This window comes from Serpentinimonas barnesii (assembly GCF_000696225.1).
GTDB classification, from domain to species: domain Bacteria; phylum Pseudomonadota; class Gammaproteobacteria; order Burkholderiales; family Burkholderiaceae_C; genus Serpentinimonas; species Serpentinimonas barnesii.
Window position 1 is genome coordinate 116081 of record NZ_BAWN01000006.1, and the last position, 13661, is coordinate 129741.

At 64.5% G+C, this 13661-nt stretch carries 13 protein-coding genes; 11 read left to right on the plus strand and 2 right to left on the minus strand.

All coding sequences use genetic code 11. The annotated features are described in order from the left end of the window. Window positions 1-55 precede the first annotated feature (55 nt). Genes SRAH_RS02400 through SRAH_RS02420 form a run of 5 tightly spaced genes read left to right on the plus strand, consistent with a single transcriptional unit; the run spans window position 56 to window position 3972 of the window. Complete coding sequence (locus tag SRAH_RS02400; RefSeq protein ID WP_029461757.1) at window positions 56-316, plus strand: antitoxin; 261 nt, start codon at window positions 56-58, stop codon at window positions 314-316. After that, window positions 316-723: a type II toxin-antitoxin system VapC family toxin gene (locus SRAH_RS02405; RefSeq protein ID WP_029461758.1), complete on the plus strand. Its 408-nt coding sequence runs from the start codon at window positions 316-318 to the stop codon at window positions 721-723. Before SRAH_RS02400 ends, SRAH_RS02405 begins: the two co-directional genes overlap by 1 nt. Continuing rightward, complete coding sequence (locus tag SRAH_RS02410; protein WP_029461759.1) at window positions 720-1331, plus strand: PIN domain-containing protein; 612 nt, start codon at window positions 720-722, stop codon at window positions 1329-1331. Before SRAH_RS02405 ends, SRAH_RS02410 begins: the two co-directional genes overlap by 4 nt. Then, on the plus strand, window positions 1328-2392 hold the full coding sequence (meaB, locus tag SRAH_RS02415) for a methylmalonyl Co-A mutase-associated GTPase MeaB (protein ID WP_269799110.1): 1065 nt from the start codon (window positions 1328-1330) through the stop codon (window positions 2390-2392). Before SRAH_RS02410 ends, meaB begins: the two co-directional genes overlap by 4 nt. A gap of 47 nt (window positions 2393-2439) precedes the next feature. Next, window positions 2440-3972, plus strand: a complete 1533-nt coding sequence (locus SRAH_RS02420; RefSeq protein ID WP_029461761.1) for an acyl-CoA carboxylase subunit beta — start codon at window positions 2440-2442, stop codon at window positions 3970-3972. Window positions 3973-3988: 16 nt separating this feature from the next. On the opposite strand, the gene SRAH_RS02425 is transcribed toward SRAH_RS02420, so the two are convergent. Further along, window positions 3989-4333, minus strand: a complete 345-nt coding sequence (locus SRAH_RS02425; RefSeq protein WP_029461762.1) for a type II toxin-antitoxin system PemK/MazF family toxin — start codon at window positions 4331-4333, stop codon at window positions 3989-3991. After that, window positions 4330-4689, minus strand: a complete 360-nt coding sequence (locus SRAH_RS02430; RefSeq protein WP_029461763.1) for a hypothetical protein — start codon at window positions 4687-4689, stop codon at window positions 4330-4332. Before SRAH_RS02430 ends, SRAH_RS02425 begins: the two co-directional genes overlap by 4 nt. Before the next feature lie 47 nt (window positions 4690-4736). Between SRAH_RS02430 and SRAH_RS02435 the strand changes: the two genes are divergently transcribed. The 6 genes from SRAH_RS02435 to lpdA all read left to right on the plus strand — a co-directional run bounded on the left by SRAH_RS02435 (window position 4737) and on the right by lpdA (window position 13661). After that, window positions 4737-6839 (plus strand): acetyl-CoA carboxylase biotin carboxylase subunit, encoded by a 2103-nt coding sequence (locus SRAH_RS02435; RefSeq protein ID WP_029461764.1) that lies wholly within the window; start codon window positions 4737-4739, stop codon window positions 6837-6839. Next, window positions 6836-7411, plus strand: a complete 576-nt coding sequence (locus SRAH_RS02440) for a VOC family protein (protein WP_082210025.1) — start codon at window positions 6836-6838, stop codon at window positions 7409-7411. Before SRAH_RS02435 ends, SRAH_RS02440 begins: the two co-directional genes overlap by 4 nt. Window positions 7412-7483: 72 nt before the next feature. After that, window positions 7484-7750 (plus strand): hypothetical protein, encoded by a 267-nt coding sequence (locus SRAH_RS12765; RefSeq protein ID WP_029461766.1) that lies wholly within the window; start codon window positions 7484-7486, stop codon window positions 7748-7750. A gap of 245 nt (window positions 7751-7995) precedes the next feature. Next, entirely contained in the window at window positions 7996-10875 is a 2880-nt protein-coding gene (locus SRAH_RS02450; protein WP_029461767.1) for a 2-oxoglutarate dehydrogenase E1 component, read from the plus strand. Between the two features lie 57 nt (window positions 10876-10932). Further along, complete coding sequence (gene odhB, locus SRAH_RS02455) at window positions 10933-12192, plus strand: 2-oxoglutarate dehydrogenase complex dihydrolipoyllysine-residue succinyltransferase (protein ID WP_029461768.1); 1260 nt, start codon at window positions 10933-10935, stop codon at window positions 12190-12192. 17 nt (window positions 12193-12209) lie between these two features. After that, complete coding sequence (gene lpdA / locus SRAH_RS02460; RefSeq protein ID WP_029461769.1) at window positions 12210-13661, plus strand: dihydrolipoyl dehydrogenase; 1452 nt, start codon at window positions 12210-12212, stop codon at window positions 13659-13661.

Below are 13661 nucleotides of genomic sequence, written 5' to 3' on the forward strand. Positions count from 1 at the left end.
TGCAGGAATCCAAAACGGTAGCTATCATGGGTAGCTACCTTCAAGGAGCCGCCCGATGAACACATCTGCCCACACCGCCAAGATTTTCACCACGGGGCGCAGCCAAGCGGTGCGCCTGCCCAAGGCGTTCCGCTTCGACACCGACGAGGTGACGATTGAAAAAGTTGGTACAGCCGTGATCCTGCGGCCCAAGCACGAGGACGACGCCGCGTGGGCGGCGCGGGTGCAGTCGCTCCTGGCGGGGTTCGAGGGCATGCCCGAAGCGATTGAGCGCGACCGTCGGCCCGCCGTCGATGACATCGAGAGCCTGGACTGATGGACTCCCTGTACCTGCTCGATACCAACACGGTGATCTACTTGCAGCGCGGCGTGCCCGGCGTGCAGGAGCGGTTGGCGGCGGCTGGCCGGCAGCGGGTGGCGCTGCCCGCGCTGGTGGTGGCCGAGTTGGCCTATGGTGTAGAAAAAAGCGCACAGCAGGTCCGCAACCGTGCCCGGTTGGAGCAACTGCTGCTGGAAATGCGGGTGCTGCCCTGGACGCACAGCGCCATGTGGCACTACGCCAGGCATTTTCATGCCTTGCGCCAGAGTGGGCAGCCCATAGGGCATATGGACTTGCTGATTGCCGCCCAAACGCTGGCCGAAAACGCCACGCTGGTTACCCACAACACACGCGAGTTCGAGCGCATCGAGGGTTTGAAGCTGGAGAATTGGGCCGGCGCATGAAAACCCAGGTTTTTCTCATCGACTACGAAAACGTGCAGCCTGACGTGCTTCCAGCCTTGGCCTTGGAGGATGTGAAAGTACTGGTTTTCGTTGGACCCCAGCAAGCGAAGCTGCCGTTTGCTTTGGTTGATGCGATGCAAAAACTCTGCAGCAAAGCCGAATATGTGCGTGTTGCCTTGGCCGGTAAAGACGCGCTCGATATGCACATTGCCTTTCATCTTGGGCGGTTATGCAATCAAATGCCTGGCGCCTATTTTCATGTCATCGCCAAAGACCGTGACTACGATCCCTTGCTGGCGCACATTAATGAACCGTGCAAACGTGCCGAGAAGTGGAGCGCGCTGTCGGATGTGCCGTTGTTGCAGCGCTCGCTGGCCAATACCGTGCCCGAACGGGCGCAAGCCGTGCACAGATGGCTGCTCGAGCGACCCAAGAATCGGCCTGCGACGCTCAAAACCCTAAGCAACACTTTGATGAAAGCTGTTTTTTTGGAGCGTCTGAACGATGCCGAGATTGCGGCGGTGGTGTCTGAACTGCAGCGCATCGAGGTCTTGCTTGTTGAAGGCCAGAAGGTGCGTTACCTCGTTGCTTTGGAGGGTGCGCCTTGATTGACGCCATCTTGCACGGCACCCCCATGGCCCAGCGCCGCGCGCTGGCCAAGGCCATCACGCTGCTGGAATCGACCCGCGCCGATCACCGCGCCCAGGCCGACGAGTTGCTCACGGCCCTGCTGCCGCACACGGGGCGCGCGTTTAGGCTGGGCATCAGCGGCGTGCCGGGCGTGGGCAAGAGCACCTTCATCGAGGCGCTGGGCTTGCACCTGATCGGCTTGGGGCAGCGCGTGGCGGTGCTGGCGGTGGACCCGTCGAGCAGCATCTCGGGCGGCTCAATCTTGGGCGACAAAACCCGCATGGAGCGCCTGAGCAACCACGAGCGCGCCTACATCCGCCCCAGCCCCAGCAGCGGCACCTTGGGCGGGGTGGCCGAGAAAACGCGCGAAACCATCTTGCTGTGCGAAGCGGCGGGCTTTGATGTGGTGATCGTCGAAACCGTGGGCGTGGGCCAGAGCGAGATCGCCGTGGCCGACATGACCGACCTGTTTTGCCTGCTGCAACTGCCCAACGCGGGCGACGAGCTGCAAGCCATCAAGCGCGGCGTGATGGAGCGCGCCGACCTGGTGCTGATCAACAAAGCCGACCTCGACCCCGCCGCCGCAACCCGCGCCCGGGCGCAGATCTCGGCCGCTCTGCGCCTGCTGGGCTGGAACGAGCGCGCGGCGCACGAGGACGCCCACGCAGCCCCCAGCCACTGGCACCCCCAGGTGCTGGAGCTGAGCGCCCTGCGCGCCCTAGGGCTGGAGGCGTTCTGGGCCGCTGTGAGCGAGTTTCGGCGCCTGCAAAGCGCCGACGGGCGCTTGGCGGCGCGGCGCCAGCAGCAGGCGCTGGCCTGGATGTGGGAGCGGGTGCAGGCCGGCTTGCAGCAGGCCTTGCACCGCAATCCCGCTGTGCAGCAAATCCTCGAACCCACCACCCGCGCCGTGGCCGACGGCAGCTTGGCCGCTTCGGTGGCGGCGCGTCGGCTGCTGTCTGCCTACGAATCCCACACCGTTGACGATTCCCACACCGTTCTGGCTGAGCCCTTCGACAAGTCAGGGCGAACGGTGATTTGATCATCCCCACCCTTTGATAACCCCCCACCATTTGATCGCACCACACCATGCAAGAAATCCTCGACCAATTGGAACAAAAGCGCGCCGCTGCCCGGCTGGGTGGGGGGCAAAAGCGCATTGACGCGCAACACGCCAAAGGCAAGCTGACGGCGCGCGAACGCCTCGAAATCCTGCTCGACGAAGGCACCTTCGAGGAGTGGGATATGTTCGTCGAACACCGCTGCACCGACTTTGGCATGGCCGAGCAGCGCACGCCCGGCGATGGCGTGGTGACCGGCTACGGCATGATCAACGGCCGCCTTGTGTTCGTTTTCAGCCAGGATTTCACCGTTTTTGGCGGGGCCCTGAGCGAGGCGCACGCCGAAAAAATCTGCAAGGTGATGGACCAGGCCATGAAGGTGGGGGCGCCGGTGATCGGCCTCAACGATTCGGGCGGGGCGCGCATCCAGGAGGGCGTGGCCTCGCTGGGTGGCTACGCCGAGGTGTTTCAGCGCAACGTCATGGCCAGTGGCGTGATTCCGCAGATCAGCCTGATCATGGGGCCGTGCGCGGGCGGCGCGGTCTATTCGCCGGCCATGACCGACTTCATTGTGATGGTCAAGGATTCGAGCTATATGTTCGTCACCGGCCCCGAGGTGGTGAAAACCGTCACGCACGAGGAAGTGACGGCCGAGGAGCTGGGCGGTGCCGTGACCCACACCTCGCGCAGCGGGGTGGCCGATCTGGCTTGCAACGACGACGTGCAGGCGCTGCTGATGCTGCGCCGCCTCTACAACTACCTGCCGCTCAACAACCGCGAAAAAGCGCCCCGGCGCCCCAGCGGCGACCCGATCGGGCGCGTCGAGCGCAGCCTCGACACGCTGGTGCCCGACAACCCCAACAAAGCCTACGACATGAAGGAACTGATCGTCAAAACGGTGGACGACGGCGACTTTTTCGAGTTGCAGCCCGACTACGCCAAAAACATCCTGGTAGGCTTTGCCCGCCTCGATGGCCAGACGGTGGGCATTGTGGCCAACCAGCCGCTGGTGCTGGCAGGCTGCCTGGACATCAAAAGCAGCATCAAGGCGGCGCGCTTCGTGCGTTTTTGCGACGCCTTCAACATCCCGGTCATCACCTTTGTCGATGTGCCCGGCTTCATGCCCGGCACCTCGCAAGAATACGGCGGCATCATCAAACACGGGGCCAAGCTGCTCTACGCCTACGCCGAAGCCACGGTGCCCAAAATCACCGTGATCACGCGCAAGGCCTACGGCGGTGCCTACGACGTGATGGCCTCCAAGCACCTGCGCGGCGACGTGAACCTGGCCTGGCCCAACGCCGAGATCGCCGTCATGGGGGCCAAGGGCGCGGTGGAGATCATCTTTCGCGAAGAAAAGAAAGACCCCGCCAAGCTGGCCGAGCGCGAAGCCGAATACAAGCGCCGCTTTGCCAACCCCTTCGTGGCGGCCGAGCGCGGCTATATCGACGACGTGATCCTGCCGCACGAAACGCGCCAGCGCCTGTGCCGCTCGCTGGTCATGCTCAAAGACAAAAAAATCGACAACCCGTGGCGCAAGCACGGCAATATTCCGCTGTGAGACGATGTTTTCCGATCTAACCCATGCCCAGCACGCGCAGCAGCGCGCGCCCGATGGCGTCCAGATCGTTGGGGCTCAAGTGCCCGATGCGGCGCTGCAAGCGGCTTTTGTCCACACAGCGGATGTGTTCGATGCGCGCCTTGGAATTGCTGCCCGCCGAGGGCACTGCGACCAGCAAGGGAAAGCGCGCTGCCTCGGGGGTGGAAGTCAGGGGCACGACAACGACGGTGCGCCGGCTGCGGTTGATGCTGCCCAGCGACAGCAGCACGCAGGGCCGGGTTTTGGCGATTTCGCTGCCGCGCACCGGATCGAGCTCAACCCAGTACACCGTGCCGCGTTCGAGCGCGTCGGCCTGCGTCACCGCTGGGCTTGGGGCGGGGCCGCTGGCGTGTCGAGTTCGGCCTGGGCGGCGCAAAACTCGCGCTCAAAGGTGGCCCGATCAAAGTCGGGGTCTGCCAGTTCGACCGCTGGCGTGAGCCCGCTGCGCACCCATTCCTCGCCCTCACGCGCCAAAACGGGGTGCGTGGCCTCCATCTGGTTCATGTATGCGCAGGCCGCCAGCAGTTGCGCCTCCTCCCGGTCCAGCGCCTGGCGCACCAGATCGACCAAAAACCGGTTGCGCTGCCGTGGTGCAACCGCCCGCGCCAGCCGGACGGCGAGCTCATCGGGCAGGCGCAGCAGCACCTGCTTGGGGTGGAGGCTTGGAGTGCTTGGCATAAGCCAATGCTATCAAGATAACAATTTGTACGCAAGAGGTGTCAACCATGTTTAACAAGATATTGATCGCCAATCGAGGTGAAATCGCCTGCCGCGTCATCGCGACGGCGCGCAAAATGGGCATTGCCACGGTGGCGGTGTATTCCGAGGCCGACCGCGAGGCGCGCCACGTCAAGCTGGCCGACGAGGCGGTGTTGTTGGGCCCGGCCCCGAGCCGGGAATCGTATCTGGTGGCCGACAAGCTCATCGCCGCCGCCAAGGCCACGGGGGCGCAGGCCATACACCCCGGCTACGGCTTTTTGAGCGAAAACGAAGACTTTGCGCGCCGCTGCGAGGCCGAGGGCATTGTGTTCATCGGCCCCAAGGCGCACAACATCGCCGCCATGGGCGACAAGATCGCCTCCAAAAAGCTGGCGCAGGCGGCGGGCGTGAGCACCATCCCCGGTTACAACGACGTGATCGAAAGCCCGCAGCAGGCGGTGCAGATCGCGCGCGGCATTGGCTATCCCGTCATGATCAAGGCCAGCGCCGGTGGCGGCGGCAAGGGGCTGCGCGTGGCCTACTCCGACCAAGAGGCGCTGGAAGGCTTTGTGGCCTGCCAAAACGAGGCGCGCAACAGCTTTGGCGACGACCGCATCTTCATCGAAAAATTTGTGCAAGAGCCGCGCCACATCGAAATCCAGGTGCTGGGCGATGCGCACGGCCACGTGATCTACCTGGGCGAGCGCGAATGCTCGATCCAGCGCCGGCACCAAAAGGTGATCGAGGAGGCGCCTTCGCCCTTTATCAGCGAGGCCACGCGGCGCGCCATGGGCGAGCAGGCGGTGGCGCTGGCGCAGGCGGTGCAGTACCAGAGCGCGGGCACGGTGGAGTTTGTGGTGGGCAAGGAGCAGGATTTTTATTTCCTCGAAATGAACACCCGCTTGCAGGTGGAGCACCCGGTGACGGAGTGCATCACTGGGCTCGATCTGGTGGAGCTGATGATCCGCGTCGCCGCGGGCGAGCCGCTGCCCCTGACGCAAGCGCAGGTGCAGCGCCAGGGCTGGGCGATTGAGTGCCGCATCAACGCCGAAGACCCGTTTCGCAACTTCCTGCCCTCGACCGGGCGGCTGGTGCGCTTTAACCCGCCCGAGCAGACGCTGTTTGCGGCGGGGCCCGCACAGCCCCAAAATCGCGCGGGCTCTGAGCCTGCAGCCGGGCAAGAGCCAGCAGCCTTTGGCGGCGTGCGCGTTGACACTGGGGTGTTCGAGGGCGGCGAAATCCCGATGTATTACGACTCGATGATCGCCAAGCTGATCGTGCACGGCCGCGACCGCGCCGACGCGATTGCGCGCATGCGCGAGGCGCTCAATGGCTTTGTGATACGCGGCATCAACAGCAACATCCCGTTCCAGTCGGCCCTGCTGGCGCACCCGGATTTCGTCTCGGGGCAGTTCAACACCGGCTTCATCGCGCAGCACTACGCCCAGGGTTTTCGCGCCGAGGATGTGCCGCACCCCGACCCGGATTTTCTGATCGCTCTGGCCGCCTTCGTGCGCCGCAAGAGCCGCGAGCGCGCGACCGGCATTTCGGGCCAGTTGCCGGGCTATGGCGTGAAGGTGGGGCAAGATTACGTGGTCATCAGCCTGGCGGCCGATGGCGCGCACCGCTACACCCCGGTGCACGTGGACGAGTTTGTGGGTGAAACCGGCTACGCCTCGGTGCACGTGGGCGCGCGGCACTACCAGATCCACTCGCCTTCGCGCTTGAACGACATTGTCGTCAGCGGCCAATGCAACCGCCAGCCTTTCACGGCGCAGATTGAGCGCGGCGCGTCGAACAACCCGCTGGCGCTGGTGTTGCAGCACAACGGCACCCGGCTGCAGGCGATGGTGGTGTCGCCGCGCATGGCCGAGCTGCACCGGATCATGCCCTTCAAGCAGCCGCCCGACATGAGCCGCTTCGTGCTCTCGCCCATGCCGGGGCTGCTGGTGGACGTGGCGGTGCAGCCGGGCCAGAAGGTGCAGGCGGGCGAGCGGGTGGCGGTGATCGAGGCCATGAAAATGGAAAACGTGCTGTTTGCCGCCGCCGACGGCGTGGTGGCCAAGGTGCTGGCGGCCAAGGGCGAGAGCCTGGTGGTGGACCAGCCGATCGTGGAGTTCGAGAAATGAACCCCCACGCTACACCGCTGCGCGGTTCGCTGCCCCCCGAGGGGGCTGATCCGGCTTGGGGCGGCCCGGCGCCGGACCTGAGCCCCCACGCTGCACCGCTGCCCCCCGAGGAGGGCCGCCCCTTCAAGGTGCTGGGCGTGCAGCAAATCGCCATCGGCGCGCCCGACAAGCAGCGCCTGCACACCCTGTGGGTGCAGCTGCTGGGCCTGCCGGTCACGGGCCACTTTCGCAGCGAGCGCGAAAACGTCGAGGAAGACATCTGCACCATCGGCCGCGGGGTGCACGCGGTGGAAGTCGATCTGATGCAGCCCATCGACGCGCAGGCCAAACCGGCGGTGCACACCACGCCGCTCAACCACATCGGGCTGTGGGTGGACGATTTGCCGCGCGCCGTCGAGTGGCTCACGGCGCAGGGCGTGCGTTTTGCCCCCGGTGGCATCCGCAAAGGCGCGGCCGGCTTCGACATCTGCTTCATGCACCCCAAGGCCAGTGCCGAGTTCCCATTTTCCGGCGAAGGCGTGCTGATCGAGCTGGTGCAGGCGCCGCCGGAGGTGATTGCGGCGCTGGCTTGAGGTAAAACCCGGCCTAGTCAAAAACCGCTGCGGCTGCCAAACTATGCCCATTTCGCACTTCACGGGGTTTACATGAACGGTTTTACGGTTTCGCGCTTTCCCGCTGCGCTGCGGGCCTTGACCTTGCTTGTGAGCGCGCTGCTGTTGACGGCTTGCGCCAGCGTCAACCTCGGGGTGTCGGTGCCCCTGGGGCGCGGCGCCTCGGTGGGGGTGGGTGTGGGCAGCGACGGGCGGGTGGGCGTGGGCGTGGGGGTTTCGGTGGGGGTGGGCAGTGTCAACGTGGGCACCAGCGGTCAGCTTCCTGTCAAGCAATCGTCCGACACTGCACCCCAAAATTAGGTTGACTGGCTGTTATTGCGCTCATTCAGGGCGACACCAAGCCCCCTGAGGGACGGTGTCCGGCAGCACCCCAAGATCCAGGAGACAAGCACAAATTTTTCCCTAAAGCCCGCTAACGGTGGCACAATAGGAGGCTGCACAGGCCATTTTGGCCCGTGTCGCATCCGCCAATCGGTGCAGCCGTGTCGCGGAAGGTTTTCAACCCACTTGTGTTTCCTGCAGGGAAACCGAAGGCGAGCGATCTCATGAATCAGACCTCTGGCGTCTACCAAGCCTATCAAGGCAATTCGTACCTGTTCGGCGGCAACGCGCCCTATGTCGAGGAGATGTACGAAAACTACCTCGCCGACCCGACCTCGGTGCCCGACTCGTGGCGCGGCTACTTCGACGCCCTCCAGCACGTGCCCGCACTTGATGGCACCGATGCGCGCGACGTGCCACACTTGCCCGTCATCAACGCTTTTGCCGAGCGCGCCAAGCAGGGTGTGACGCAGGTGGTGGTGGCCTCCGGCGCCAGCCCAGAACTGGCGCGCAAGCAGGTGTTCTCGCAGCAGCTTATTGCCGCCTACCGCAATGTGGGCCAGCGCTGGGCCGACCTCGATCCGCTCAAACGCGCCGAGCGCGAAGCCATCCCCGACCTCGATCCGGCCTTCTACGGCTTCACCGACGCCGACCAGGAAACGGTTTTTAGCACCAACAACACCTTTTTCCGGCGCGAGACCATGCCGCTGCGCGAGCTGCTCAACGCGCTGCGCGAAACCTACTGCGGCTCCATCGGAGCCGAGTTCATGTACCTCACCGACCAGACGCAAAAGCGCTGGTGGCAAGAGCGGCTCGAGGGCATCCGCAGCAAGCCCAATTTCAGCGCCGACGAGAAAAAACACATCCTCGACCGGCTCACCGCTGCCGAAGGCCTTGAGCGCTTCCTGCACACCAAATACGTGGGCCAAAAACGCTTCTCGCTCGAAGGCGGCGAGAGCTTCATCGTGGCCATCGACCGGGTCATCCAGCAGGCCGGGGCCAAGGGCGTGCAAGAGATCGTGATCGGCATGGCGCACCGCGGCCGCCTCAATGTGCTGGTCAACACCTTGGGCAAAATGCCCAAAGATTTGTTTGCCGAATTCGACCACACCGCCCCCGAAGACCTGCCCGCGGGCGACGTGAAGTACCACCAAGGCTTTAGCTCCGACGTCTCCACCCCCGGCGGCCCGGTGCATTTGAGCCTGGCTTTCAACCCCTCGCACCTGGAAATCGTCAACCCGGTGGTCGAGGGCTCGGTGCGCGCGCGCATGGACCGCCGCGGCGACACCAAGGGCCAGCAGGTGCTGCCCATTCTGGTGCACGGCGACGCCGCCATCGCCGGCCAGGGCGTGGTGCAAGAAACGCTGGCGCTGGCGCAAACGCGCGGCTACTCCACCGGCGGCACGGTGCACATCGTCATCAACAACCAGATTGGTTTCACCACCTCCGACCCGCGCGACGCCCGCTCGACCCTGTACTGCACCGACATCGTCAAGATGATCGAAGCGCCGGTGCTGCACGTCAACGGCGACGACCCGGAAGCCGTGGCACTGGCGGCGCAACTGGCAATCGAATACCGCATGACCTTCTCCAAGGATGTGGTGATCGACATCGTCTGCTTTCGCAAGCTCGGCCACAACGAGCAAGACACCCCGGCCCTCACCCAGCCGCTGATGTACAAGAAAATCGCCCAACACCCCGGCACGCGCAAGCTCTACGCCGACAAGCTGGCGGCGCAAGGCTTGGGCGAAACCTTGGGCGACGACATGATCAAGGCCTACCGGGCCGCCCTCGACGAAGGCCGGCACACGGTGGACCCGGTGCTGACCAACTTCAAGAGCAAGTTTGCCGTGGACTGGGCCCCGTTCCTAGGCAAAAAGTGGAGCGATGCGGCCGACACCGCCATTCCGCTGTCCGAGTGGAAGCGGCTGGCCGAGCGCATCACCACCCTGCCTGCCAGCGTGACCCCGCATCAACTGGTCAAAAAAGTCTATGCCGACCGGGCCGAGATGGGGCGCGGCGAGCTCAACGTCGATTGGGGCATGGGCGAGCACATGGCCTTCGCGTCGCTGGTGGCCAGTGGCTATGCGGTGCGCCTGTCGGGCGAAGACTGCGGCCGTGGCACCTTCACGCACCGGCATGCCGTGATCCACGACCAAAACCGCGAGAAGTGGGACGTAGGCACCTACATCCCGCTGCAAAACGTGGCCGACAACCAGGCCCCGTTCGTGGTCATCGACTCCATCCTGTCTGAAGAAGCGGTGCTGGGCTTCGAATACGGCTACGCCTCCAACGACCCCAACACGCTGGTAATCTGGGAAGCGCAGTTTGGCGACTTTGTCAACGGCGCCCAGGTGGTGATCGACCAGTTCATTGCTTCGGGCGAGGTGAAGTGGGGCCGCGTCAACGGCATCACCCTGATGCTGCCGCACGGCTACGAAGGCCAAGGCCCGGAGCACAGCTCGGCACGCGTGGAGCGCTTTTTGCAACTGGCGGCCGACACCAATATGCAACTGGTGCAACCCACCACGGCCAGCCAAATTTTCCACGTGCTGCGGCGCCAAATGGTGCGCTCGTTGCGCAAGCCGCTGGTGATCTTCACCCCCAAGAGCCTGCTGCGCAACAAAGACGCCACCTCGCCCCTGAGCGAGTTCACCAAGGGCGGCTTCCAGACCGTGATCCCCGAGCACAGCGCCGAGGTGGCAAAAAACGCCAGCGCCGTCAAGCGCGTGGTGGCCTGCTCGGGCAAGGTCTACTACGACCTGGTGAAAAAGCGCGAAGAAAAGGGCGCGCACGATGTGGCCATCATCCGCGTCGAGCAGCTCTACCCCTTCCCACACAAGGCTTTTGCAACCGAGCTCAAGCGCTACCCGAACGCGACCGAGATCGTCTGGTGCCAAGATGAGCCACAAAACCAGGGGGCTTGGTTCTTTGTGCAGCACAACATCCACGACAACATGCTCGATGGCCAGCGCCTGGGCTATGCCGGCCGCGCCGCTTCCGCTTCGCCGGCGGTGGGCTACGCGCACTTGCACCAGGATCAGCAAAAATCCCTGATCGAAGCCGCTTTTGGCAAGCTCAAGGGTTTCATCCTAAGCAAATAAACCCTGAAATTACGCAATTCAGGCCCAGCTCATACGCATTCAAGGATAGCAATCATCATGGCACTCGTAGAAGTCAAAGTCCCGCAGTTGTCGGAATCCGTGGCCGAAGCCACCCTGTTGCAGTGGAAGAAAAAAGTGGGTGAGGCGGTGGCCGCCGACCAGATCCTGATCGAAGTCGAGACCGACAAGGTGGTGCTCGAAGTCCCGGCGCCGGTTGCCGGGGTCTTGGCCGAGATCGTCGTGGCCGACGGCGCCACCGTTTTGGCCGAGCAGCTCATCGCGCGCATCGACACCGAGGGCAAAGTGGCTGCCGCAGCCCCCATCGCCGCCACCAGCCTAGCCAGCGCTGCCGCCGCAGCGGCCCCTGCCGCCAGCGCCTCCAAAGCCCAGGTGGCCATGCCCGCCGCTGCCAAATTGCTGGCCGAGCACCAGCTGGCTGCTGGCAGCGTGAGCGGCACGGGCAAAGACGGCCGCGTGCTCAAGGGCGATGTGCTGGCCGCCGTGGCCGCCGGTGCCGCTGCCCCGGCCAAAGCGCCAGCCGCAGCCACCGCCATCCCCACCGGCGTGCCCACCCAAGCCCTGCCGCAAGTGGCCGCGCCCAGCCTCGACCTCGGCCAGCGCCCCGAGCAGCGCGTGCCCATGAGCCGATTGCGCGCCCGCGTGGCCGAGCGGCTGCTGCAATCGCAAGCCAGCAACGCCATCCTGACCACCTTCAACGAGGTCAATATGGCACCGGTGATGGAAATGCGCAAGCGCTTCCAGGAGCGCTTCGAGAAAGAGCACGGCGTCAAGCTCGGCTTCATGAGCTTCTTCGTCAAGGCGGCGGTGCATGCGCTGAAAAAATTCCCGGTCGTCAACGCCTCGGTCGATGGCAACGACATCGTCTACCACGGCTATTTCGACATCGGCATCGCGGTCGGCTCGCCGCGTGGCCTGGTGGTGCCCATCATCCGCAACGCCGACCAGCTCGGTTTTGCCGAGATCGAGAAAAAGATCGCCGAATTTGGCCAAAAAGCCCAAGCCGGCAAGCTCGGCATCGAGGAAATGAGCGGCGGCACCTTCTCCATCTCCAACGGTGGCACCTTCGGCTCCATGCTCTCGACCCCGATCATCAACCCGCCGCAGTCGGCCATTTTGGGCGTGCACGCCACCAAAGACCGCGCTGTGGTGGAAAACGGCCAGATCGTGATCCGCCCGATCAACTACCTGGCGCTGAGCTACGACCACCGCATCATCGACGGCCGCGAAGCCGTATTGAGCCTGGTGGCCATGAAAGAAGCGCTCGAAGACCCATCGCGCCTGCTGTTCAACCTCTGAGCCGAAAGCGCCCTACCATGACACAGCAAACATTTGACGTGATCGTCATCGGTGCCGGCCCCGGCGGCTACGTGGCGGCCATCCGCGCCGCCCAACTTGGCTTCAAGGTGGCGTGCATAGACGAATGGAGCAACGCCGACGGCGGCCCGGCCCCAGGCGGCACCTGCACCAACGTGGGCTGCATCCCCTCCAAGGCGCTGCTGCAATCGTCCGAGCACTTCGAGCACGCACGGCTGCACTTTGCCGAGCACGGCATCAGCACCGGCGCGGTCAAGATCGACGTGGGCCAAATGCTGGGCCGCAAAAACACGGTGGTCAAGCAAAACAACGACGGCATTTTGTACCTGTTCAAAAAGAACAAGGTGGCGTTTTTCCACGGCCGGGGCAGCTTTGTGCGCGCCTTCGAGGGCGGCTACGAGATCGCCGTGGCGGCGGGTGCAGCGGGTGCAGCGGGTGCAGAGCCGCAAACCTTGGCCGCCAAGCAAGTGATCGTGGCCACCGGCTCCAGCGCGCGCGCCCTGCCGGGGGTGCCTTTCGACGAGGTCAACGTGCTCTCCAACGACGGCGGCTTGCGCCTGGGCGCAGTGCCCAAGCGGCTCGCGGTAATCGGCTCGGGCGTGATCGGGCTCGAACTCGGCTCGGTCTGGCGCCGCCTCGGGGCCGATGTGACCGTGCTCGAAGGGTTGCCGGTGTTCTTGGGTGCGGTCGATGAGCAAATTGCCCGCGAGGCCAAAAAGGCGTTTGACAAGCAGGGCCTGAAAATCGAGCTCGGGGTGCAGGTGGGTGAGATCAAGGCGCTCAAAAAAGGCGTCTCGATTGCCTACACCAACGCCAAAGGCGAGCCGCAGACGCTGGAGGCCGACAAGCTCATCGTCTCCATTGGCCGGGTGCCGAATACGAACGGGCTCAACGCGCAAGCGGTTGGGCTGCAACTCGACGAGCGCGGGGCCATTGTGGTCGATGCCGACTGCCGCAGCAACCTGCCCGGCGTGTGGGCCGTGGGCGACGTGGTGCGCGGCCCCATGCTGGCGCACAAGGCCGAGGAAGAGGGCGTGGCGGTGGCCGAGCGCATCGCCGGCCAGCACGGGCACGTGAACTTTGACACCATTCCCTGGGTGATCTACACCAGCCCCGAAATCGCCTGGGTCGGGCGCACCGAGCAGCAGCTCAAGGCCGACGGCGTGGCCTACCGCGTGGGCACCTTTCCCTTCCTGGCCAATGGCCGCGCGCGCGCGCTGGGCGACACCACTGGCATGGTGAAAATGCTGGCCGATGCCGCCACCGATCAAATCTTGGGCGTACACATCGTCGGGCCCATGGCCAGCGAGCTGATCGCCGAGGCCGTGCTGGCAATGGAATTCAAGGCCAGCGCCGAAGACATTGCGCGCATCTGCCACGCCCACCCGAGCCTGAGCGAAGCCACCAAAGAAGCGGCGCTGGCGGTCGATAAGCGCGCGCTCAACTTCTAA

Excerpts from the sequence above, each read along its gene's own strand:
- SRAH_RS12765 (WP_029461766.1), top strand. The coding sequence starts at position 7,484 with ATGAACGGTTTTACGGTTTCGCGCTTTCCCGCTGCGCTGCGGGCCTTG.
- SRAH_RS02440 (WP_082210025.1), top strand. The coding sequence starts at position 6,836 with ATGAACCCCCACGCTACACCGCTGCGCGGTTCGCTGCCCCCCGAGGGG.
- SRAH_RS02430 (WP_029461763.1), bottom strand. The coding sequence starts at position 4,689 with ATGCCAAGCACTCCAAGCCTCCACCCCAAGCAGGTGCTGCTGCGCCTG.
- SRAH_RS02405 (WP_029461758.1), top strand. The coding sequence starts at position 316 with ATGGACTCCCTGTACCTGCTCGATACCAACACGGTGATCTACTTGCAG.
- SRAH_RS02450 (WP_029461767.1), top strand. The coding sequence starts at position 7,996 with ATGAATCAGACCTCTGGCGTCTACCAAGCCTATCAAGGCAATTCGTAC.
- lpdA (WP_029461769.1), top strand. The coding sequence starts at position 12,210 with ATGACACAGCAAACATTTGACGTGATCGTCATCGGTGCCGGCCCCGGC.
- SRAH_RS02435 (WP_029461764.1), top strand. The coding sequence starts at position 4,737 with ATGTTTAACAAGATATTGATCGCCAATCGAGGTGAAATCGCCTGCCGC.
- SRAH_RS02410 (WP_029461759.1), top strand. The coding sequence starts at position 720 with ATGAAAACCCAGGTTTTTCTCATCGACTACGAAAACGTGCAGCCTGAC.
- SRAH_RS02400 (WP_029461757.1), top strand. The coding sequence starts at position 56 with ATGAACACATCTGCCCACACCGCCAAGATTTTCACCACGGGGCGCAGC.
- odhB (WP_029461768.1), top strand. The coding sequence starts at position 10,933 with ATGGCACTCGTAGAAGTCAAAGTCCCGCAGTTGTCGGAATCCGTGGCC.
- SRAH_RS02420 (WP_029461761.1), top strand. The coding sequence starts at position 2,440 with ATGCAAGAAATCCTCGACCAATTGGAACAAAAGCGCGCCGCTGCCCGG.